The 19,219-nt window shown below is 69.7% G+C and carries 20 protein-coding genes and 1 rRNA gene; 16 read left to right on the top strand and 5 right to left on the bottom strand.

Going from position 1 to position 19,219, the window contains the following annotated elements:
- Nucleotides 1-132 precede the first annotated feature (132 nt).
- The 11 genes from ACOJUJ_RS00120 to ACOJUJ_RS00070 all read left to right on the top strand — a co-directional run bounded on the left by ACOJUJ_RS00120 (nucleotide 133) and on the right by ACOJUJ_RS00070 (nucleotide 8,215).
- The gene (locus ACOJUJ_RS00120; protein WP_420124804.1) at nucleotides 133-738 is read left to right on the top strand and encodes a YqaA family protein; all 606 of its coding nucleotides are present in this window, start codon (nucleotides 133-135) and stop codon (nucleotides 736-738) included.
- Nucleotides 739-880: 142 nt separating this feature from the next.
- Nucleotides 881-1,078 carry a hypothetical protein gene (locus tag ACOJUJ_RS00115; protein WP_420124803.1) on the top strand — a complete coding sequence of 66 codons (198 nt, stop codon included), beginning with the start codon at nucleotides 881-883 and terminating at the stop codon, nucleotides 1,076-1,078.
- Nucleotides 1,079-1,159: 81 nt separating this feature from the next.
- Complete coding sequence (locus tag ACOJUJ_RS00110; RefSeq protein ID WP_420124802.1) at nucleotides 1,160-1,702, top strand: GNAT family N-acetyltransferase; 543 nt, start codon at nucleotides 1,160-1,162, stop codon at nucleotides 1,700-1,702.
- Nucleotides 1,703-1,781: 79 nt separating this feature from the next.
- Nucleotides 1,782-2,705 carry a hypothetical protein gene (locus ACOJUJ_RS00105; protein WP_420124801.1) on the top strand — a complete coding sequence of 308 codons (924 nt, stop codon included), beginning with the start codon at nucleotides 1,782-1,784 and terminating at the stop codon, nucleotides 2,703-2,705.
- 186 nt (nucleotides 2,706-2,891) lie between these two features.
- Complete coding sequence (locus ACOJUJ_RS00100) at nucleotides 2,892-3,821, top strand: DUF4350 domain-containing protein (RefSeq protein ID WP_420124800.1); 930 nt, start codon at nucleotides 2,892-2,894, stop codon at nucleotides 3,819-3,821.
- Nucleotides 3,822-3,898: 77 nt separating this feature from the next.
- Complete coding sequence (locus ACOJUJ_RS00095; RefSeq protein ID WP_420124799.1) at nucleotides 3,899-4,117, top strand: hypothetical protein; 219 nt, start codon at nucleotides 3,899-3,901, stop codon at nucleotides 4,115-4,117.
- Nucleotides 4,086-4,517 carry a type II toxin-antitoxin system VapC family toxin gene (locus ACOJUJ_RS00090; RefSeq protein WP_420124798.1) on the top strand — a complete coding sequence of 144 codons (432 nt, stop codon included), beginning with the start codon at nucleotides 4,086-4,088 and terminating at the stop codon, nucleotides 4,515-4,517. The genes ACOJUJ_RS00095 and ACOJUJ_RS00090 overlap by 32 nt, the downstream gene beginning before the upstream one ends.
- Before the next feature lie 36 nt (nucleotides 4,518-4,553).
- Nucleotides 4,554-5,033, top strand: a complete 480-nt coding sequence (locus tag ACOJUJ_RS00085; RefSeq protein WP_420124797.1) for a DinB family protein — start codon at nucleotides 4,554-4,556, stop codon at nucleotides 5,031-5,033.
- 209 nt (nucleotides 5,034-5,242) lie between these two features.
- On the top strand, nucleotides 5,243-7,030 hold the full coding sequence (locus ACOJUJ_RS00080; RefSeq protein WP_420124796.1) for an AMP-binding protein: 1,788 nt from the start codon (nucleotides 5,243-5,245) through the stop codon (nucleotides 7,028-7,030).
- A gap of 345 nt (nucleotides 7,031-7,375) precedes the next feature.
- Nucleotides 7,376-7,756 carry a bleomycin resistance protein gene (locus tag ACOJUJ_RS00075; protein WP_420124795.1) on the top strand — a complete coding sequence of 127 codons (381 nt, stop codon included), beginning with the start codon at nucleotides 7,376-7,378 and terminating at the stop codon, nucleotides 7,754-7,756.
- Between the two features lie 42 nt (nucleotides 7,757-7,798).
- Entirely contained in the window at nucleotides 7,799-8,215 is a 417-nt protein-coding gene (locus tag ACOJUJ_RS00070) for a DUF2784 domain-containing protein (RefSeq protein WP_420124794.1), read from the top strand.
- A gap of 297 nt (nucleotides 8,216-8,512) precedes the next feature.
- Here ACOJUJ_RS00070 and ACOJUJ_RS00065 read toward each other — a convergent pair whose 3' ends face one another.
- The 5 genes from ACOJUJ_RS00065 to ACOJUJ_RS00045 all read right to left on the bottom strand — a co-directional run bounded on the left by ACOJUJ_RS00065 (nucleotide 8,513) and on the right by ACOJUJ_RS00045 (nucleotide 15,131).
- Nucleotides 8,513-9,325 (bottom strand): hypothetical protein, encoded by an 813-nt coding sequence (locus ACOJUJ_RS00065; RefSeq protein ID WP_420124793.1) that lies wholly within the window; start codon nucleotides 9,323-9,325, stop codon nucleotides 8,513-8,515.
- A gap of 40 nt (nucleotides 9,326-9,365) precedes the next feature.
- The gene (locus tag ACOJUJ_RS00060; protein ID WP_420124792.1) at nucleotides 9,366-10,868 is read right to left on the bottom strand and encodes a hypothetical protein; all 1,503 of its coding nucleotides are present in this window, start codon (nucleotides 10,866-10,868) and stop codon (nucleotides 9,366-9,368) included.
- Between the two features lie 13 nt (nucleotides 10,869-10,881).
- The gene (locus ACOJUJ_RS00055; RefSeq protein ID WP_420124791.1) at nucleotides 10,882-12,441 is read right to left on the bottom strand and encodes an aminopeptidase P N-terminal domain-containing protein; all 1,560 of its coding nucleotides are present in this window, start codon (nucleotides 12,439-12,441) and stop codon (nucleotides 10,882-10,884) included.
- Between the two features lie 32 nt (nucleotides 12,442-12,473).
- A complete protein-coding gene (locus tag ACOJUJ_RS00050) occupies nucleotides 12,474-12,974 on the bottom strand; it encodes a hypothetical protein (protein WP_420124790.1) in 501 nt (166 codons plus the stop codon).
- A gap of 90 nt (nucleotides 12,975-13,064) precedes the next feature.
- Nucleotides 13,065-15,131: a thioredoxin domain-containing protein gene (locus tag ACOJUJ_RS00045; protein ID WP_420124789.1), complete on the bottom strand. Its 2,067-nt coding sequence runs from the start codon at nucleotides 15,129-15,131 to the stop codon at nucleotides 13,065-13,067.
- A gap of 583 nt (nucleotides 15,132-15,714) precedes the next feature.
- On the opposite strand from ACOJUJ_RS00045, the gene ACOJUJ_RS00040 reads away from it, so the two are divergent.
- From ACOJUJ_RS00040 to ACOJUJ_RS00020, 5 genes are all read left to right on the top strand, one after another.
- Entirely contained in the window at nucleotides 15,715-16,320 is a 606-nt protein-coding gene (locus tag ACOJUJ_RS00040; protein ID WP_420124788.1) for a hypothetical protein, read from the top strand.
- An 82-nt stretch (nucleotides 16,321-16,402) separates the two neighbouring features.
- Entirely contained in the window at nucleotides 16,403-17,227 is an 825-nt protein-coding gene (locus tag ACOJUJ_RS00035; protein WP_420124787.1) for a PHP domain-containing protein, read from the top strand.
- A gap of 38 nt (nucleotides 17,228-17,265) precedes the next feature.
- Nucleotides 17,266-17,829, top strand: a complete 564-nt coding sequence (locus tag ACOJUJ_RS00030; RefSeq protein WP_420124786.1) for a hypothetical protein — start codon at nucleotides 17,266-17,268, stop codon at nucleotides 17,827-17,829.
- On the top strand, nucleotides 17,826-18,464 hold the full coding sequence (locus ACOJUJ_RS00025) for a hypothetical protein (protein ID WP_420124785.1): 639 nt from the start codon (nucleotides 17,826-17,828) through the stop codon (nucleotides 18,462-18,464). The genes ACOJUJ_RS00030 and ACOJUJ_RS00025 overlap by 4 nt, the downstream gene beginning before the upstream one ends.
- 505 nt (nucleotides 18,465-18,969) lie before the next feature.
- Nucleotides 18,970-19,219, top strand: a 23S ribosomal RNA gene (locus ACOJUJ_RS00020); the annotation flags it as partial.

The following is a 19,219-nucleotide window of genomic DNA, read 5'->3' as shown; positions in this document are numbered from 1 at the left end:
CGGCGCCTGATCGCGACATCTTCGCGTCCCTTCGACGACGCGCTATCTTCCGCTGTCCGTTGTCTTCGATCCGCGATTTCCCTCGCCACCGCTGCTCCTGATGCGCCTGATCTCCCTCGCCGCCGTGGCGCCGTGACCGACGTGCGCGACGCACCGACCGGTGACGCCTTCCCCCGGCTGGACCGGTGGGCGCGGCACCCGGCCGGGCCCGCGCTGCTGTTCGGTTTCGCGGTGATCGAGGGATGCCTGTTCCCCGCCCCGACGGAGGCACTGTACGCGGCGCTGGCCCTGGCGCGGCCGCGGCGGGCGTGGACGCTGGCCGGCGTGGCGGCGGCGGGGTCGGTGGTGGGCGGGACGATCGCGTGGACGTTCGGCGCGGCGCTTTTCGATCGCGTGGGGCGGCCGGTGCTGGCCTCGTACGGCTTGCTGGAGCGGGTGGATGCGGTCGCGGCGCTCTACCGCGACAACGCGGCGCTGGCGCTGGTGACCTCCGGCTACACGCCGGTGCCGTACGTGCTCTACGGCATCGTCGCCGGCTCGGCGGGGATTTCGCTGGGCACCTTCGTCCTCTTCTCCGCGGTTGGCCGGGGGATCAAGTACACCCTCCTGGCCCTGCTCACCAGCGTCGCCGGCCCTCCCATCCGCAGCTGGCTCATTCGGAGCCGTACGCGCCTCCTGGTTGCCGCCGGCCTGGGGCTTGTCGCCGCCCTGATTCTGCTTGTGCGCGCTGTGAAATAGTGGGTACGGAGCCGATTGGCGGGTCCCGAAATCCTGCGTGCGCACGGCTGACCGCTTTCACGCGGGGGGCTTGACCCCACCTGGAAAAACCCACAGCGTCCAGGAGCTTGAGGGAACGAGGGACCAGCGACCGGAAGGGTTCATGTATCTCACCGACGCGACGATTCTGTCAGAAGAAGGCTCCCGGGAGGTGCTCGAAGAGTTGGCGCGTCCACCGGAGGACACGCCCGAGCGACGCCGCACGTTCGCGGGCGCCCGGTACATGGCCGAGTTGTGGAAGCGCCAAGCGGCAAGCGGCAGAGCCAATGACACGGGCGAACCACCACAAACCGGGGAGTAACAGAGGCTGGGGCAGCAGCAAGGATGTGCCGGGCGGGTCACGTTGACTCGCCCGGTCTTTCTTTCGACCTGAATCGATCCCATGGCTCTACCACCGCCATCCGAGTTCGTAATTTTGGCGAAGCAACGGCTGGAGGGACCTCCACCCCAAGGCTTTGACTGCCAGCGTGAATCCCAGAATGCCTTTCTCTACGAGTGGGCGTGGTCCGATCAACGGCAACGCCTGACGACGACTTATGTATACCATGCCGCCGGGGAACTGGTGGCGTACACGACGGTCTGCATGGACGCCGTTGTCCTGGGCACGCGTGAAAAGCCGGCGGCGCTGCGGTACAAGAACCTCGCTGCTCTTAAGCTGGCGCAACTTGGCGTCGATCACACGCGCAGCGGTCGCGGACTCGGAACGCTCATTATCTACGACGTTGTAAACTTCGCGCTGGAGATCTCACAGCGGGTCGGCTGCCGGTATGTCACGCTGGATGCACAGCCGGATCTGGTCGCTTGGTATCAGCGCCTGGGTTTCAAGATCAATCGCATCATCCAGAAGCAACGGATCGAGGCGGCTGGTACGCGAGATCCGGCGGAGATCCCCGTCAGCATGCGTTTCGATTTGCGCGAGGTTTGACAGGAGAGGGCATCCGCTTGCAGGCGGGGAGATGGGCATCTAGCTTGGCGGGCCCATCCCCCGATCCCGTCCGGAGACCATGCGCAAGGCCGATCTGATCAGCGGCGTCGAGCAGGTGAGCGGCGCGCTTGCCCAGAGCGGGCTGGAACTGCCGCTGGTAGAGGTGGCGCGCCTGGGCTACCGCCGCGAGCCGGTGCCGGGCGAGCTGCTCACCCGCCTGCTGAGCGCCCTGCGCGACTACGGCCTGCTGGCCCACCGCTACACCCGCCCCGCCCGCATGCTGTCCGAGCAGCTGGGCATTACCCCGCTGGAGCATGCGGACACCTGGTCGCTGCTGATCGCGGCGGAGAACCGCGCACAGGAAGCCTTTGCCTACGCGGAGCGGGTGCGGTTCGCCACGCAGTACCTGCCGCGCGTGAGCGGCCTGCTGGCACAGGCCGGCATCCCCAGCGTGGACGCCGCCCGCCGGGGTGACGTGCAGAGCGGCGCGGACGTTCTTACGGTGCAGGTGATCGAATCCCCCCGCCGCTTCTCCACGCCCACGCGGCTGGCCACGCTGCTGGACAGCCTGGACCTGATGTACGGCGCCTGCGCGGTGCTGGAGGGCGCGGAACCTGGCGGGCTGTCCGTGATCGCCTGCGACTCGGGGAGCGACAAGACCTTTGAGCTGATGGGTGCCACACCGGTGATCGCGGCCGTGCGCGCGGTGGTGCTTTCCCTCTGGGACCGCGTGGTATTCTATCGCGAGCTGCCGGCGGCGCAGCGCTACCGCCTGGCCGCCGAAAGCCTGCCCATGCTGGACCGGCTGAAGGAGCGCGCCCAGCAGGGGCAGATGGCGCCCGAGCAGGCGGAGCTGCTGCGCCGGCGGGTGGTGGAGGGCGCGGGCAAGTTTCTGGTCGCAGGCGCCACCATCCCCGAGCTGCAGGAACGCGCCTACGCCAACCCGCGCACCCTGATGGCCCCCGCCCCCCGGCTGCTCGCGCCCCCTGTGGCTGGCGAGTAGCCAGCGTCGGCGATGATGCGGCGCCGCCCCGCGTCATCGCCGCCCGGCCCACGCGGCCGCGCACCGCCCCGGCGGAGTGGCGGCCGGTCCCATCCATCATCCACCCTCCTCCGTGGCAACCATCCGGGCTCCGGATGCCACTCACGCCCATCGCCCGGCGACCATGAATCCCCACGGAGGTGAACGATGCGGATAAAGAGGATGCGCGCGCTGCTGCTGGCCGCGATGACCATCGCGGCCCCGGCGGGCGCGCAGCAGGTGCCGGACTCCGCGTTTGCGCCGGCGATCACGCGTCCGGCGTTCGCGGCGGGCGCGGGGCCGCTGGTGCTGCTGGACGAGGGGCACACCAACTTCCATACCTCGGATGGTCGCTACTACACCTTTGCGCAAACCCTGCGGCGCGACGGGTTCGTGGTTCGCGGGCTGCGCGCGCCATTCACGCGGGAGGCGCTGGTGGACGCGCGCGTGCTGGTGATCGCCAACGCCTTGCACCCCGGCAACGACCAGGATTGGAAGCTGCCTACGCCGTACGCCTTTACGCCCGAGGAGATCGCGGCGGTGGAGGCGTGGGTGCGCGAGGGCGGGTCGCTGCTGCTGATCGCCGACCACATGCCCTTTCCCGGCGCGGCGGCGGACCTTGCGGCGGAGTTCGGCGTCATGATGGGCAACGGCTTCGCGTACGACTCCACGCTGCAGGAGTCGAAGATGCGCTTCGCGCGAGCCGACGGGTCGCTGGCGGACCACCCCGTCACCCGCGGCCGCGACGCGTCGGAGAGGGTAGACAGCGTGTTCGCCTTCACAGGCCAGGCCTTTGTGGTAACGGCGCCTGACGCGGAGCCGCTGATGACGCTGGCGCGGGGAACGGTGCTGCTGCTTCCGTCCGTGGCGTGGCAGTTCTCGTCCATCACACCGCGGGCAGACGCCGGCGGGCAGCTGCAGGGCGCGGTGCTGCGGCACGGGCGCGGCCGCGTGGCGGCATTCGGTGAGGCGGCGATGTTCTCCGCCCAGCGCGCCGGTCCGCAGCGCCAGCCAATGGGGATGAACGATCCCCGCGCGCCGCAGAACGCGCAGTTCCTGCTTAACGTGATGCACTGGCTGACGGGCGTGCTGGATTGAGACTGGAGCGCGCCGAACTATGTAGCGTTAGATTTGTACGATGAGGCAGATGATCCCATGCCTACATGGAGGCACAGATGAAGCTGAAAGTCACCGACTCAGGAGTGAATATCCCTCGTGAGATGCTCCCGGACGTCGAAGAAGTAGACGTGCGGATGGAGGGCGGCGTGGTGGTGCTTACGCCGTTGCAAGATGACAATGATCCTATCTGGGAGATGGGGAACGATCCCGTAACCCTTGGGGTGCCCGACGCAGCGGAGAACCATGATCGCTACCTCTATCAGGCCGACGCGTGACCCCCTTTTTCTGGATACGGGCTTTCTCATCGCGCTGAACGCGGCGGACGATCAGTACCACAAGCGTGCGGTCGATCACTGGCGGCTTATCGGTCGAACGCGCCGGCTTCTCACGACGTCATACGTCGTCGATGAGGTAGTCACCGCCTTCAACAGCCGCGGAAGGCATCAACGCGCGGTGGAGATCGGCACCCTGCTGATCACCAGCAGTTGGGTCCAGTTGCTGCACGTCGATGAGGAACTGTTCCGAGCAGGCTGGGAGTACCTAGTAAAGCATGCGGACAAGCGGTATTCGCTTACCGACTGCATCTCGTTCGTAGTGATGAACCAGATGGGGGTGCAGGATGCACTCACGTTCGATGCGCACTTCGAGCAGGCCGGCTTCCGCCGCCTTCCCTGATGTCCTGCAGGTGTCCAGCCCCTCGTCTGTACTCGTATGTCCGAAGCGCTGATCGACGAGCTGGTGGAGGCGTGGCGCACCCACAACCGCATCAACCTGTTCCTGCTGGAGCGCATCAGCGACCAGGGGCTGGCGTGCTCGTCGGGGCCGCGGGGCGGCGGACGGGTATGGAAGCAGTTCGCGCACATGCACACCATCCGCGCCTACAAGCTGGAGAACTGGCACAAGCCGCTGTCCATCGGCCTGGCGAAGTACGGCGGCGAGGACGTGGTGCCGCGCGAAGAGCTGATCGCCGCCCTCCGGCAGTCCGGCGAGGCCGTCGAGCAGTTCTTTCGCCTGGCCGCGGCGGGGGAGACGAAGAAGCGCGGCTTCAAGAAGGGGCTGATGACGTCGCTCGCTTACCTCATCTCGCACGAGAGCCATCACCGCGGCAACATCCTGCTCACGCTCAAGCTGGCCGGCCACCGCGTTCCTCAAGCGGATTCGTACGCCATCTGGGACTGGGACAAGATGTAGGGCGGCGACGGATCCCCCCTCATGCCGCGCGGAGTTTCCGCGGGATGCGCGCTCCTCGGCACGCCGACACCGTCCAATCGGCTTCCATCCCCGGTACCATCAGGATGAACTCTGCTCACCGCGCGACTGGCGCACGGGGGCTGACGCGTGTAACCTGTGAGTCAACACCCTCGATCTGCCCCACCCTGCTCCGCCAGGAGGATGCATCTATGACGGACCGTCCCTGGGCTTCGCACTACTCGCCCGGCAGCCACGCCGAGATGGCCCCCATCGCCTTTGCGCACATGCCTGACATGGTGCGCCGCCTGAGCGCCAGGTACGCGCAGAAGACGGCGTTCACGCAGGTGATGCCCAACGGCATGGCGGGCACGCTGACGTTCGAGCAGGTGGACCGCATGTCGGACGAGTTCGCGGCCTACCTGCGCGGCGCGCTGGGGCTGAACGCGGGCGACCGGGTGGCCATCCAGATGCCCAATTCGCTCTCGTACCCGGTGGTGCTGTTTGGCGTGCTCAAAGCGGGGTGCGTGGCGGTGAGCACCAACCCGCTGTACACGCCGCCGGAGATGATCCACCAGTTCAACGACAGCGGCGCCAAAGTGCTGGTGATCAGCGACCTGTTCGCCGACCGCCTCCCCCCCGTGCTGCCCAAGACGCAGGTGAAGACCGTGGTGACGGTGCGCATCACCGAGTGGTTCCCCGCGGTGCCGGCGTTCGTCATCCGCACCGTGCTCAAGTACGTCAAGAAGCAGCTGCCCCCCACCACCGTTCCCCACACGTCGCTGCAGGCCGCGCTCAAGGCCGGCCGCGAGCGCGTGGCCGGCGGGGCGGACGTGAAGGGCTACATGAACGGAGTGAAGCTGGATACGCTGGCGGCGCTGCAGTACACGGGCGGCACCACGGGCGTAAGCAAGGGCGCCATGCTCTCGCACGGCAACCTGCTGGGCAACGTGGCGCAGATGCTGTCGATGAACGCGGCGCTGCTCAAGGAGGGCGAGGAATCCATCCTTACCGCCCTGCCGCTGTACCACATCTTTGCCTATACCGTAAACCTGCTGCTCTTCTATCAGATCGGCGGGCACAACGTGCTCATCCCGTCGCCGCGGCCGCCCCAGAACCTGCAGAAAGCGTTCGAAAAGTACCCGGTGACGTGGTTCTCGGGCGTCAACACGCTGTTCAACGCGCTGGCCAACGAGGCGTGGTTCCAGCAGAATCCCCCCAAGAGCCTCAAACTTTCGGTGGCGGGCGGGATGGCGCTGCACGGCGCCGTGGCCAAGCGCTGGAAGGAAGTCGTGGGCACACCGGTGATCGAGGGCTACGGCCTGACCGAGGCGTCGCCGGTGGTGAGCTTCAACCCCGTGGACCGGGTCAAGGAGGGGACCATCGGCATCCCCTTCCCCAGCACCGACGTCAAGCTGGTGGACGAGGACCGCAAGCCCGTGGCACCCGGCCAGCCGGGCGAGCTGGCGTGCAAGGGGCCGCAGGTGATGCTGGGGTACTGGCAGCGTCCCGACGAAACGGCCAAGGTGCTGGACGACGGCTGGCTGTACACGGGCGACATCGCGCAGATGGACGAGGAAGGCTACTTCAAGATCGTGGACCGCAAAAAGGACATGATCCTGGTAAGCGGCTTCAACGTGTATCCCAACGAGGTGGAGGACTGCCTGGCCAACCACCCCGGCGTGCGCGAGGCGGCCGTCATCGGCGTACCGGACGAGCACTCGGGCGAGGCGGTCAAGGCGTTCATCGTCAAGAAGGACCCGGGGCTCACGGAGGAATCGGTGGTCAAGCACTGCCGCGAGTCGCTGGCGGGGTACAAGGTGCCGCGGCAGGTGGAGTTCCGCGATGACCTGCCCAAGAGCCCCATCGGCAAGATCATCCGCCGCGAGCTGCGCACCACGGCGCCCGGCACGCAGACGCCCCCAATGGTCGTACCGGGGGCCTGTGTTTGTGGGCCGCGCCGGGACGGGATTTCTCCGGTCCCGGCGCGTCTGTCTTGAAGGTGTGAGGGTGTGAGGGTGTGAGGGTGTGAGGGTGTGTGATACGGAATCCGGGAAAACACCTGTCATTCTGAGGGAGCGCCCTCGTCGGCCTCTCGGGAACGCCACGAAGCCAGTGGCGCGACCGAAGAATCTCCCTCACCTCGCGCGGAACCCCTTTCCGGGCAACGCCGGGGAACCCGGTCGTGACGGAAAGAACCGCGCGTTTCAGCATGGAGATTCTTCGGTCGGCGCCATGCTCCTGCGCGAACGGAGAGCGCTGCGCGGCGCCTCCCTCAGAATGACAGTTTTGTCGGATCTGGTATGAGGGAGGAGCAACACACTTGCATACAGGAGCCGATGACAATGGCCGCGATCCAGCAGAACCACTACGTACTGGCCGTTCCTGACGTCCGCTTGACGGCCGACTTCTTTGTGCGGGCGCTGGGGTTCGAGATCGTGATGGAGCCGCCAGGGTGGATTTTTGTGGGGCGCGACAACTGCTGGATCATGCTGGGCGAGTGCCCGGACGCCATTCCCCCGGCCGATCTGGGCGACCACAGCTACTTCGCCTACTTGCGGGTGGATGACGCGGATGCGTTCTACGCGCAGGTCGTCGCGGCGGGCGTGCGGCCGCATCACCCGATCGAAGACAAGCCGTGGGGGCTGCGCGAGTTCGGCGTCCGCACGCCGGACGGGCACCGCATCATGATCGGCCACGCCCTCGCCGGCCGCGACGCGCGATGATCGCGTCGTGATCGTGAGCGTGGATCCGCACCGGAGCCGCCGTTGATCTACCGCACCCTCGCCGACGTGGTGCTCGTCATCCACCTTGCCTTCGCCATTTTCGCGGGCATCGGTGGATTGCTGGTGCTGCGCTGGCGGCGCCTGGCGTGGGTGCACGTGCCGTGCGCCGTGTGGGGCGCGCTCATCATGTTCGCCGGGTGGATCTGCCCGCTCACGCCGCTGGAGAACGGGCTGCGGCAGCGCGGCGGGCAGGCAGGGTACGAGGGCGGGTTCATCGAGCACTACGTGGTGTCGGTGCTCTACCCGCGCGGGCTTACGCGCGGCCTGCAGTTCGGCATCGGCGCGGGCGTGGTGGTGATCAACGCCGCCGTCTACGGCCCGATGATCGCGCGGGCGCGGCGCAGGCGGCGGCAGGAGCTGGATGCGCGGGCCGGGGTCACCGACGGAGCACGGCAATAGGCCATCCGTCGCCGAGATGCCCCGGTTTCCGGGGCGCTCAAAGCCGCGGCTGGAAATGCCATAAGCCCCGTCTCGGCGCCGCTCACGCGGCATCGAACGGGGCTTCAACCGCTCGTGTGGGCCCGTCGCGGCTGCGCCGGCCATGTTCGTGCGACGAGATCCCGCGGACTCTACCCGAGATTGTGGTGCACATGAAGGTGAAGCCTGGTTCGGCGAGTGTAACGAGCCGAGACCGGGCTTCTGGCATTTCCCGCCCCGGGTTTCAACCCGGGGTGGCGGCGAGTGGAATCATCATTATCACCCCAGCGCCGCCGGGGCGCGGTAGATCCACCCCTCCAGCTCCACCAGGTCGCGCGGGACGCGGTCCAGGCGGTACGGCTGGTCCGGGTCGTCGCGGCACAGGTAGGCGACCAGGCAGGCGATGCAGGCGTCGCGCGCGTCCTCCAGCGTGCAGGCGGTCGCCTCCATGCACGCGTGATCGAAGGAAAGGAACGGGCGAAACGCCGCCGGGCGCGCCCGCACCTCGCCGGGGCGCGAGGGGACGCGCGAGCCCTTCATCCCCAGATCCTTTACGGCGCCGGACGGGTACACCTCGATCATCACCGTGTCCGCATCCTGCCGCGGCATCCCGGGGACGATGGACACGTCCGCCGCGTCGCGAAGCTCCCAGAGGAAGCGGATCCCCTCCACCGTCTGCCGATACAGGCGCAGGTCCATCGGCGCCAGCGCGCCACCCGTGTCCGTCTTTCGCAGTGCCTTCAGAAAGCCGGGGAGCGCCTCCTTGACCTCGTCCGGCGGGCGGTCCGCCACCCACGCCGCCAGGCCGCGCCACGACCGCTCACGCAGCCCCTCCAGCGCGCTCACCGCGTCCACCGGCAGGCCGAACGGAAAGTCGGCGCCCCACAGGATGCGGGCGCCGGCTTCGGGGTTCGCGTGCTTGCGCCATCCCTCCGCCACGAACGACGCCAGGTCCTCGCGGTAGGGGTGCGGGCAGAGCGAGACGATGCACAGCTTGCCGTCGCGCTCTTCGCCCACGGCGCTCCACAGGTTGGACAGGGGCTCCTTGGCCCCCGAAAAGTCGATGCCGCCGAAGTAGCGGAACGGGGTCACGGGATCAGTGGATCGGTGGATGAGGAATGGCTCCGGCGCGTCACGCCGGGCGCCCGCCGCGAATGTCCCGCAGCACGCGGGCAATGCGCATGGCCGCGTCGGCCACGCCGTCGGTGAAGGCGAGAAAAACAGGATTGCCGCGCGAGGGGTGCACCTCAAGCCCGTTGCGGTGCGGCTGCACGGCGCGGATCCGGTCCAGCGGCAGCGGGCTCTGCTGCCCCGAAGGCGCCACCAGGAGCAGCCGCCGGTCCGTGATCAGAAAGCGGCAGCCGCCGGCCCGCTGGTAGCGCGACAGGTCGCAGTCCCGCTCCAGGCTGCCGTCCACGAACGCGGTGGCGTCCATCGCGCCGCGCGTCACCACGGGGCCCGGCTGCGCGCCCGGAGGCATTCGGTACAACTCCACCATCCGCACGGCGAAGCAGCGCTCGCCCTCGCCCAGCGGCAGGCCGGGATCCACCTCCTCCAGCGGCTCGGTGCTGATGCGGTGGAACGCCCGCAGCGTGTCCAGCGCCGGGCGGGGCTCGCGGTTCCACGGCACGTCCACCCCGGCCCACGCGGTGAGCGCGTCCAGTTCGTGCTGCTCGTAGTCCGCCAGCGCGGACGATCCCGCGGCGCCAGCCAGCCCCGTGGACGTCACCGCCGGCACAGGTTCAACCGCGCCCGGTTCCACCGCTTCGCCGGCGGTGGGATCGTCCGCGTCCTCCCCCCGGTGCGGCGTATCCACAGGATGCAGGGCCTGGTCCGAAGCGGCCGCGGCCGCGGGAACGCGGTCCGCCGGCTTGCGCTCCGCCCGCAGCCGCGCGACGGCGATGGCGTCCAGCCCCAGCTTGCCCTCCAGGCAGAAGAGCTCGCGGTCTTCCTCCGTCGTCAGCGGGCCGCTGGCGAGAAAGTGGTCCAGGAAGGTGCGGTAGAGGGGAAGCCCCTCGCGCCGCAGCGCGTCCGGCGAAAGGCCGTTGCGCACGGCGACCTCCAGCAGCGCCTCGCGCGGCACCGCGCACGCGCTCCCCGCGTCCACGATGCGCCGGTGGATCGCCGCCAGCGCATCCGCCACCGGGTCGGCCGGCTGAACCGCGGCCCGAGGCGGCGCTTCGGTGGCGGAGACGGTCGCGGGACGATGGGCATTATCCACCCCCTCTTCCCAGTGGTCATCGTCGCCGGCATAGGCGGCCCGTGCGCGCCACAGGTAGCCCAGGCAAAAGGCCGAGGCGCCCGCGGCGGCCGTCACGGCGATCCACTGGCGGGTGCCCAGGACGATCAGCGCCAGGTCCATCACCACCGCCGTCACCAGCACCCACACCGCCATCTCCCACCCGCTGCGGCGAAGGCGCAGCAGCGGCAGCACGGCCGCCAGGGCCAGCAGCGCCACGGCGGCCGTCGCGATCTTGCTCCACCACGGCACTGCGTCCTCGCCAAACCGGCTCCACGCGGTCCAGGCGAAGCGGATGGCGGTCGCCACCAGCCAGGCGAGCACCAGCAGCCCCGCCACCCCGTGCTTTTCGTGCGCGGGGCGTTCGTCCGTCGTGGCCGGCAGCGGCTCCGTCATGCGGCGGGCGCGCCTAGCGGGGGGTGATGCCGCGGTACCACTCCACCATCTCCGGCCGCCGCTCGCGGTTCCACAAGCTTTCGGTCGCCATCAGCGCCTCGATCTCGTCGATCTCGCGCGGGGCGCCGGCCGTCACCCGCTCCAGCCCGCGGCCGGTGATGAAGTAGTCGTCCTCGATGCGCACGCCGATGTTGCGGTAGCGCTCGATCAGCGGCCGCATCCGGGCGATAAGCTGGCGGTTGCGCGGCGTGTCGGGCAGGTAGTCCAGCGCGTCGGCGCGTACGTAGATGCCAGGCTCGATGGTGAACGCGCTGCCGTTCACAAAGCCGCCCGGGCTGCCGCCGCCGTCGGGATCGTGCACGTCCAGGCCAATGCCGTGCCCCAGCCCGTGCATGTAGAACATCCCCACCTGTGAGCACTGCCCCGTCCCGCCGCCGCGCGCGCAGTCGTAGGTGGCCTGCGGGGACTCGATCAGCCCCAGCCGGGTGAGGCCGTCGGCGATCACGCGCGTGGCCGCCTGGTTCAGCCGCCCCATCGTCGCGCCTGCGCGCGCTTCACCCTCCGCCGCCTTCTGCGCAGCCAGCACGATCTCGTAGATGGCGCGCTGCTCCGGACTGAAGCGGCCGTTCACCGGCACCGTGCGGGTGACGTCCGCCGCGTAGCCGTTGAACGACGAGCCGATGTCCATCACCAGCATCTCGCCGCTTTGCATGTAGCGGTCGGCGGCGCGGTAGTGCAGCGTGGTGGAATTGGGTCCGGAGCCCACGATGGAGCCGAAGCCGGGTCGCTCCGCGCCGTAGCGGCGAAAGGTGGCCTCGATGAGCGCGTGGACCTCGAACTCGTTCATCCCCGGCTCCACCGCGCGCATGGCCTCGCGGTGCGCCAGGTTGGTGATCAGGATCGACCGCCGCAGCATGTCCAGTTCCGCCGGCGACTTCACCTGGCGGATGGCGAACAGCTCGCCGCTCAGGTCCTTCACCTGCGCGACGCCGTGCGCACGCTGCAGCTGCTGGATGAACTGCTGGTCCGGCCGCTGGAACGGGTTGCTGCTGCCGTCGATGCTCAGCGGCGCCACCGTGTACAGCGTCCGCACCCCGCGTAGGAGCCCGCCCAGCGCCGCCTCCATCTCCTCCGTCGTGCGCGCGGGGATGCCGGTGAGGCGCGTGGCCCCTTCCGCGCCCAGCCGCGCCCCCTGCCACACCTCCGCCGCCGGCTCGCGAGGCATCACGAACAGGTGCTCCTCTACCGTCTGCCCGCGCCTGGAGATCGCCAGCACCGCGTTGGGCTCGTTCACCCCGGTCAGGTAGCGGAACGGGGCGTTCTGCGCGAAGGCCATGTAGTCCGCGTCCGGCTCCAGCGACCCCATCACCACCAGCACTCCGTCGCCCATTTCGCGAACCAGCGCCTGCCGCCGCCGCGCGAACTCTTCGCGGGCGATCGGCGCGGGCGCAGGCGTGGCGGGAACGGCGTAGGCGTCCGGGCTCCCCCGCCCCGCGGGGATCGGCCGCTGCGCGGCGGCGGGTACCGTCGAAAGCGCGAGCAGCAGGAGAAGCGCGTGGCGCGGTGCGAGCATCGGTCTGCCGGTGCGGGAGAGGTGGATGACGGTCAGCGCACGGTCACCTGGGCGTCCATCACCGACGCCGTCTCCCACCCGGTGCCGGGATAGGTGTGCTCCACGCGCAGGTCGTACGTCCCCGCGGGCAGGCCGTGCACCGTCGCCGTGTAGGGGATGGCGCCGATGGAGGCGATGCACATGGTCTCCGGGTCCGCCGTGGCGCTGATGCGCACGGTCACGCCGCCGCCGCTCCGATCCACCGACCCCGCCAGCTTGTGGCAGGGCGACGGCGTGGTCGCCACGCCGGTGATGACCACGGTGCCCGCGTTGCCCTGGGCGCGCGCGTGCTGGTCGCTGCCGCCGGCGGAGCTGGCGCTGCCCTGCACCACGTCGACTCTCACCTGTCCTCCACTCGCTGGGGGCTGACCGGACGCGGGCGGCTGGGCCGCGGGTGGCTGGCTGGACGCCGGGGGCGGGTCGCCGCCGGCGGACTGGGAGGGGCCGGCGCACGCCGCAAGCAGCGCCAGGGCCGCGGGGATAATGCTACGCATGGCACGATCTCCTGGTTAAAAGGCGCGCCGCCGTTTGACGGCGCATATTGCCGTGGGCGCGCGGCGGGGCGCAAGTGGCGCCCCGCCCCGTCAAGCCGCGCCATTCCGGGCCTCCAGCTGCTCCGCAAGCTCCGCCGGCTCGTTCACCGGCTGCCGGCACGCCAGCCGCTCGCACACGTACGCCGTCGCCCGGCCGCCGCGCGCGGTGCGGCCCCGCAGCAGCGGCACCAGCTCTTCCACCGCCCCGTCCTCCTCCGGCCGCCGCAGCGCGGTGACCGCGTTGGGCAGGTACGTCCGCGCCGCCACGCGCAGCAGCGCCTCCGTCTCCACCTCCCCCGGCGTCCCCACGAACGCGATCTCCGTCGGCGTCGCCAGGTGGAAGTCCAGCGCGGAAAGGAGGAGGCCGAAGCCGGCGGGCACGCGCGTCGCCAGCTCCGCCGTCCCCTCCAGCGCCCGCGTCGCGACGCGGCGGTAGCGTTCCTCGCCCAGCAGTTCCGCCAGCCGCAGCAGCGCATGCACCGCGGCGGAGCTGCCGGAGGGCGTCGCGTTGTCCCACAGGTCGCGCGGGCGGATGACCAGCTTCTCCGCGTCCACGGCCGTGTCGTAGAAGACGCCCTCGTCCTCCGCCCAGAAGCGCTCCAGCGTCTGGTCCATCAGCGCCCGCGCCTCCCGCAGCCAGCGCGCGTCGAACGTCGCCTCGTACAGCGAGACCAGGGCGCCGGCCAGGAGCGCGTGGTCGTCCAGAAATGCGTCGATCCTGGCGCGCCCCTCCTTGTACGTGCGCTGCAGCCGCCCGTCCACTCGCAGCCGCGACAGCAGGAACTCCGCGTTGGCGATGGCGATCCGCCGGTACTCGCCGCTCCCCAGCGCGCGCGCCGCCGCGGCGAAGGCGCGCAGCATCATCGCGTTCCACGCCGTGAGGATCTTGTCGTCGCGCCCCGGCCAGACGCGCCGTGCCCGCGCCTGGTACAGCGGCTCGCGTGCGCGGGAGACGGCCTCCATCAGCCGCTCCGGCGCGACGCCCGCCTCCCCCGCCGCCGCCTCCACCGTGCGCCAGGCGTGCAGGATGTTGCGTTCCTCGAAGTTCCCCGCCTCCGTAACGCCGTAGTACGCGCGGACGATGGCGCCCTCCTCCGCCCCCAGCACCTCGTCGATCTGGGCCGGCGTCCAGACGTAGAAGCGCCCCTCCTCGCCCTCGCTGTCCGCGTCCAGCGCGGAGTAGAAGCCGCCCTCCGGCGACGTCATCTCCCGCGCCACCCACCGAAGCACGTCTTCAGCCACCCCGCGGTACTCGTCCGCCCCCGTCGCCTGCCACGCGTTCAGGTAGAGCGGGACGAGCAGGGCGTTGTCGTACAGCATCTTCTCAAAGTGCGGCACCAGCCAGTGCGCGTCCACGCTGTACCGCGCAAAGCCGCCGCCCACGTGGTCGTAGATGCCGCCGGACGCCATTCGCCGCAGCGTGACCTCCACCCAGCGCAGCGCCTCGGGGTTCCCCGTGCGTTTCCACGTCCGCAGCACGAAGTCGATGGTCATCGGCTGCGGAAACTTGGGCGCCCCCGCCAGCCCGCCCCACCCAAAGTCGAAGCGGGACAGGAGCCCCGCGAACGCCTGGTCCAGGACGGCCGGGTTCAGCGCCCCCGGCGGCGGCCGCATGTCGGTGCCCTGGCGCACGGCCTCCGTAAGGTCCGCCGCGCTCTGGTCCACGTCGTCGCGGCGCTGGTCCCAGGCGTCCGCCACCCCCGCCAGCACCTGGCGAAAGGAGGGCATCCCGTAGCGCGGCTCCGGCGGATAGTAGGTGCCGCCGTAGAACGGCGCGCCGTCGGGCGTCAGGAACACGGTCATGGGCCAGCCGCCGCGCCCGGTCATCTGCTGCACGGCCGCCATGTAGATGCTGTCGATGTCCGGCCGCTCCTCGCGGTCCACCTTCACGTTGACGAACAACTCGTTCATCAGCTCCGCGGTCTGCGGATCCTCGAACGACTCGTGCTCCATCACGTGGCACCAGTGGCACGCCGAGTAGCCCACCGAAAGCAGGATCGGCCGCCCCTCCGCTCGCGCGCGCTCCAGCGCCTCGGGACCCCAGGGATACCAATCCACGGGGTTGTCCCTGTGCTGCAGCAGGTACGGGCTGGTCTCGCTGGCCAGGCGGTTGGGCATCAGGCTCGCCGCGGGTTCGGTCGATGCGGATCGCGAACTGTGCCAGGCGGCAAGGGGCGTACCGGGGGACCGTGAACGGCTGAGGTGAAGCGGTGCGGGAGGCGGAGGGTGGCGCGACCCGCGGGGGCCCTCTCCCCCGACCGGCCGTTTGCTCGTTCCTCGCAACGGCGGTCGACCCCTCCCCCAACTTCGGGGGAGGGGTGGTGACGGAAGGTCCGTCGCGCTTCGACGGTGTCGAGGCGAGGGGAACGGTGCTCTACCTCAACCTCCCCCGGCAGTTTCGGGGGAGGTGGGCGGGTGGTGCCCGCCCGGAGGGGGCCTGCACCGGACCATCCGAAGCGCACACCCTCACACCCTCACACCCTCACACCCTCACACCCTCACACCCTCACACCCTCACACCCGTTCACCCGTTCACCCGTTCACCCGTTCACCCGTTCACCCGTTCACCTCCCCTGCTTCCGTCGCAGGCCCCACATGGTCCCAAACCTGCACCCGGGAACACCAGCAAGCCCGCCGGCCTATACTCGGCCGTTCAGCGGGCGTCGTTACGTTGGGAACCAGACCGTCCACGGTGAAGAAGATGAAGCAAATCCGGATCGCAGCCGCGCTGGCGCTGACGGCCGCGCTCATGGCGGGGAGCGCGCAGGCGCAGGTCTACACGCCGCCCTTCATGTCGCCCACGCCGACCAATGACTTCGGCGTGTACGTGAGCGATCTGGGCGACGTGGCCATCGAAGGCATCTGGCGCCGCCTGTCGCGCGGCGGCGACATCGGCCTGCGCGCGGGCTATGCGGACACGGAGGAGGGCGCGCTGCTGCTGGGGATCGAGCTGCGCAACCCGGTCATCCTGGCCGGCGCGCCGATCGGACTGGCGTTCACCGCGGGCGCACAGGGGATGATCGGCGACGACCCGCGGGTGGGGGGGCAGGTGGGGTTCGTGGCGGGGCAGGCGCTTCCGACGGGTTCGTTTACCGTCACCCCGTACATCCACCCCCGCCTGGCCATCGTCGCCTCACCCGGCGGCGGCAACGACAACGGGCTGGCGGAGGACGACGACGAGCTGGACCTGGACGTGCGTGCCGACATCGGCGCGGACTTTGACTTTGCGTCCAACGTGTCGCTGCGGTTCGGCATCAACCTGGCCGAAGGGGCCAGCTTCGGCATCGGCCTGGCCTGGCGCCGCTGAGGGCCGCTCCCCATCTACCGCAACGCTGCTCACCGCCGCGCCCCACTGGCCGGCGGTGAGTCGTCTCCCTATATACTGACCCATGCAGAGAGCCGATCTCCACATCCACACCCGCGCCTCCGACGGCGAGTTCACGCCCGCGCAGGTGGTGCAGGCGGCCGCCACCGCGCGCCTGGACGTCATCGCCATCACCGACCACGACACCATCGACGGCCTGGCCGAGGCGCTGGCCGCGGCGCAAGGCGGGCCGGTGCGCGTCCTGACCGGCGTGGAGGTGAGCGCGCAGCAGGACGGCGACGAGGTGCACGTGCTGGGCTACCACGTGCAGCCCGACGCCGAACCGCTGCGCGCCCACCAGCACGGCGCGCTGGGCCGGCGGCAGGAGCGCGCGCGGCAGATGGTGCGCGTCCTTCAGGGCCAGGGGATCACCATCGACTACGAAGACGTGCTGCGAGCCGCGGGCGGAGCCGACGCGCGCGCCATCGGCCGGCCGCACGTGGCGCGGGCTCTGGTGGCCGCCGGGCACGTGCGGTCCATGGGCGAGGCATTTGACCGCTATCTGGCGGACGGCGGGCTGGCCTTTGTCCCCACCGAGCTGCCCTCCGTGGGCGACGCCATCGCCATGATCCGCGCGTCCGGCGGCGTGGCCGTGTGGGCGCACCCCAAGCAGGAGGTGGTGGAGGCGTACACGCCCCGCTTTGCCGAGCTCGGTCTGGCGGGGATCGAGGTCTTTCGCCCCAACACGCATCCCACGGACGGCAAGAAGATGCGGGGGATTGCGCGCGAGCTGGGCCTGTTCGTCACCGGCGGGTCGGACTGGCACGGGCCGCACCGCGCGCGCCTGGGCGACTTCTTCATCCCCGCCGACGACGTGCGCGAGCTGCTCGACCTGGCGCCGCCGGGATGAGCGCCCCCGCGCCCCAGGCGGGCTTCACGGAGCCCGCCGTGCATCCTTCCCCCCGCGCCCGCTCCGCCCTGCGCGACCCCTGGGTGATTCCCGGGCTGGCGCTGCTGGCCGCCCTCACCGTCCTGGTCATCCTTATCTATGCCAGCCAGCCGCAGAGCGCGGGCGAAGTGGGCGGCCGCGCGCTGGTCGCGCTGGCGCCGGACGCCTATACGCCTCGCATCTCCCGCGCGCGCGAGCGGGTAAAGGCCGCGCTGGACGCCGCCGCGCGTGGCGACACGGCCGCCGCCATCGCGCGCTACGCGGAGGCGGAGGAAGAGGCGCTGACCGCCCGCGAGCGCGCCGGCACCCCCGAGCGCACTGCGGAGGCAACGGAGCTGTGGGCAGGCATCGCACTCGACCGTGCGGGGCTGATGCTGGGCGCCGGCACGACCCCCTGGTACCGCGGCGACGACAACCAGATGCTGCGCGACGCCGCCGCCATCGTCCAGCGGGTGCAGACGGCGCCGACTGCCACGCCCACGAAGCAGAGGGCGGAGGCGCTGGCGCAGCGGATCGAGCGGCAGCTGCGCCCCGGGCCGCTGGAATGGGTGCCCCGCAGATGACCGCCGCCCAACGCAACGTGGCCGCCGCGCTCGTCTTTCTGGCCTCCGCCGCCGTCGCGGGGGTCGCGCTGGTGCCGGAGGGGGTGGAATACCGCGCCTTCGGGATGGTGGAAGGCGTGTTCGCGCTCCTCTTCAGCTACCTGCTCGTCTTTCGCGGCGCATGGGCGCGGCCGGAGGGCGCCACGGGGTGGATTGCGCTGGCGTACGGCACCGTGGCGAGCGCGCAGGCGCTGGAGCTGCTGCTGCCGCCGCCGGGGATGATCGAGTGGATGGTGGTGGCGGCGCTCGCCGTCACCTCGTGGGGCGCCTTCTCGGGCGGCACGCGCCGGCGCCTGGTCTTCAGCCTGGCGACCCTGGCCCTGCTGCTGGCCGTCATCAAGTTCTCCGTGATCCCCGTCCTGTGGGGGCGGATGGGCCCAGCCGCCGGCACCGCATTCGGCCTGGGCGACGCCGCGGAGTCGGTGCGCCGCACTTTTGCCGACTACCGCCCGCTGCGCCCGATCGGCCAGCTGGTGGGATTCGTTGCCCTGGCCCTCTGGGCCGCCGGCACCCGCCTGCTGTGGCCCGACGAGGTGCCGGGGGTGGACGAGGATCGACCGCGCGTTCGAGAGGAAGCTGGATTTCCTCGACCGTAACCCGTTGACATCATGCAGGTTACGGATTATACTGGAGGCCCTTCACGACGGGATGCTTGAACGGCGCAGTGCTGGCGCGGCTTCCGCGCCGCGGGCCTTGAGGGCTCGGCGGGGAGACGCCTGGCGCGGCGATGGTTGAAGCGTGGTTCGACGCAAAACGCCGAACACCCGGGTGAAGAAAAGCTGGAAGCGAGAATCCTAACCCATTGACAGACAATAGGTTAGGTTGTAGATTGAAGGACTTCGCGGGTGGAGCATCGAAAGATGCTCCACAAACAATGTCGACGGACCCCGTTGACAACCGCGACCAAGACGGTTAAGTTAGAAGGCTCTGCGGCACTTTGGGCCGCGAACAGACTGATTGAAAACACGGGTAGTGGGTTGGGTAAGAAGAAGTCGAGCTGAAGGTTTGGCTTGATGACTCGAGAGCACCAAGCGTGTGTTGTAGGCTTTTGGGTGGGCTGGGTTGATCCTCGTCGCTAACCACGACGAAGCGAGACAATCCGGTCAAGCGAACTAAGGGCGCACGGTGGATGCCTTGGCACGGACAGGCGAAGAAGGGCGCGATAAGCTGCGATAAGCTTCGGGGAGCCGCACGTAGGCGTTGATCCGGAGATGCCCGAATGGGGAAACCCGGCGAGAGTCATGTCTCGTCACCCTCTGCTGAATCCATAGGCAGGGAGGAGCCAACGGGGAGAACTGAAACATCTAAGTATCCCCAGGAAAAGAAATCAAACGAGATTCCCTGAGTAGCG

It is taken from the genome of Longimicrobium sp. (genome assembly GCF_048594345.1).
Taxonomy (GTDB): Bacteria; Gemmatimonadota; Gemmatimonadetes; order Longimicrobiales; family Longimicrobiaceae; genus Longimicrobium.
Note: the sequence above shows the minus strand (reverse complement) of the source record. Positions and strands in the feature narration are given on the sequence as shown.

Excerpts from the sequence above, each read along its gene's own strand:
- ACOJUJ_RS00115 (WP_420124803.1), top strand. The coding sequence starts at position 881 with ATGTATCTCACCGACGCGACGATTCTGTCAGAAGAAGGCTCCCGGGAG.
- ACOJUJ_RS00110 (WP_420124802.1), top strand. The coding sequence starts at position 1,160 with ATGGCTCTACCACCGCCATCCGAGTTCGTAATTTTGGCGAAGCAACGG.
- ACOJUJ_RS00105 (WP_420124801.1), top strand. The coding sequence starts at position 1,782 with ATGCGCAAGGCCGATCTGATCAGCGGCGTCGAGCAGGTGAGCGGCGCG.
- ACOJUJ_RS00100 (WP_420124800.1), top strand. The coding sequence starts at position 2,892 with ATGCGGATAAAGAGGATGCGCGCGCTGCTGCTGGCCGCGATGACCATC.
- ACOJUJ_RS00095 (WP_420124799.1), top strand. The coding sequence starts at position 3,899 with ATGAAGCTGAAAGTCACCGACTCAGGAGTGAATATCCCTCGTGAGATG.
- ACOJUJ_RS00090 (WP_420124798.1), top strand. The coding sequence starts at position 4,086 with ATGATCGCTACCTCTATCAGGCCGACGCGTGACCCCCTTTTTCTGGAT.
- ACOJUJ_RS00085 (WP_420124797.1), top strand. The coding sequence starts at position 4,554 with ATGTCCGAAGCGCTGATCGACGAGCTGGTGGAGGCGTGGCGCACCCAC.
- ACOJUJ_RS00080 (WP_420124796.1), top strand. The coding sequence starts at position 5,243 with ATGACGGACCGTCCCTGGGCTTCGCACTACTCGCCCGGCAGCCACGCC.
- ACOJUJ_RS00075 (WP_420124795.1), top strand. The coding sequence starts at position 7,376 with ATGGCCGCGATCCAGCAGAACCACTACGTACTGGCCGTTCCTGACGTC.
- ACOJUJ_RS00060 (WP_420124792.1), bottom strand. The coding sequence starts at position 10,868 with ATGACGGAGCCGCTGCCGGCCACGACGGACGAACGCCCCGCGCACGAA.
- ACOJUJ_RS00055 (WP_420124791.1), bottom strand. The coding sequence starts at position 12,441 with ATGCTCGCACCGCGCCACGCGCTTCTCCTGCTGCTCGCGCTTTCGACG.
- ACOJUJ_RS00050 (WP_420124790.1), bottom strand. The coding sequence starts at position 12,974 with ATGCGTAGCATTATCCCCGCGGCCCTGGCGCTGCTTGCGGCGTGCGCC.
- ACOJUJ_RS00045 (WP_420124789.1), bottom strand. The coding sequence starts at position 15,131 with ATGCCCAACCGCCTGGCCAGCGAGACCAGCCCGTACCTGCTGCAGCAC.
- ACOJUJ_RS00040 (WP_420124788.1), top strand. The coding sequence starts at position 15,715 with ATGAAGCAAATCCGGATCGCAGCCGCGCTGGCGCTGACGGCCGCGCTC.
- ACOJUJ_RS00035 (WP_420124787.1), top strand. The coding sequence starts at position 16,403 with ATGCAGAGAGCCGATCTCCACATCCACACCCGCGCCTCCGACGGCGAG.
- ACOJUJ_RS00025 (WP_420124785.1), top strand. The coding sequence starts at position 17,826 with ATGACCGCCGCCCAACGCAACGTGGCCGCCGCGCTCGTCTTTCTGGCC.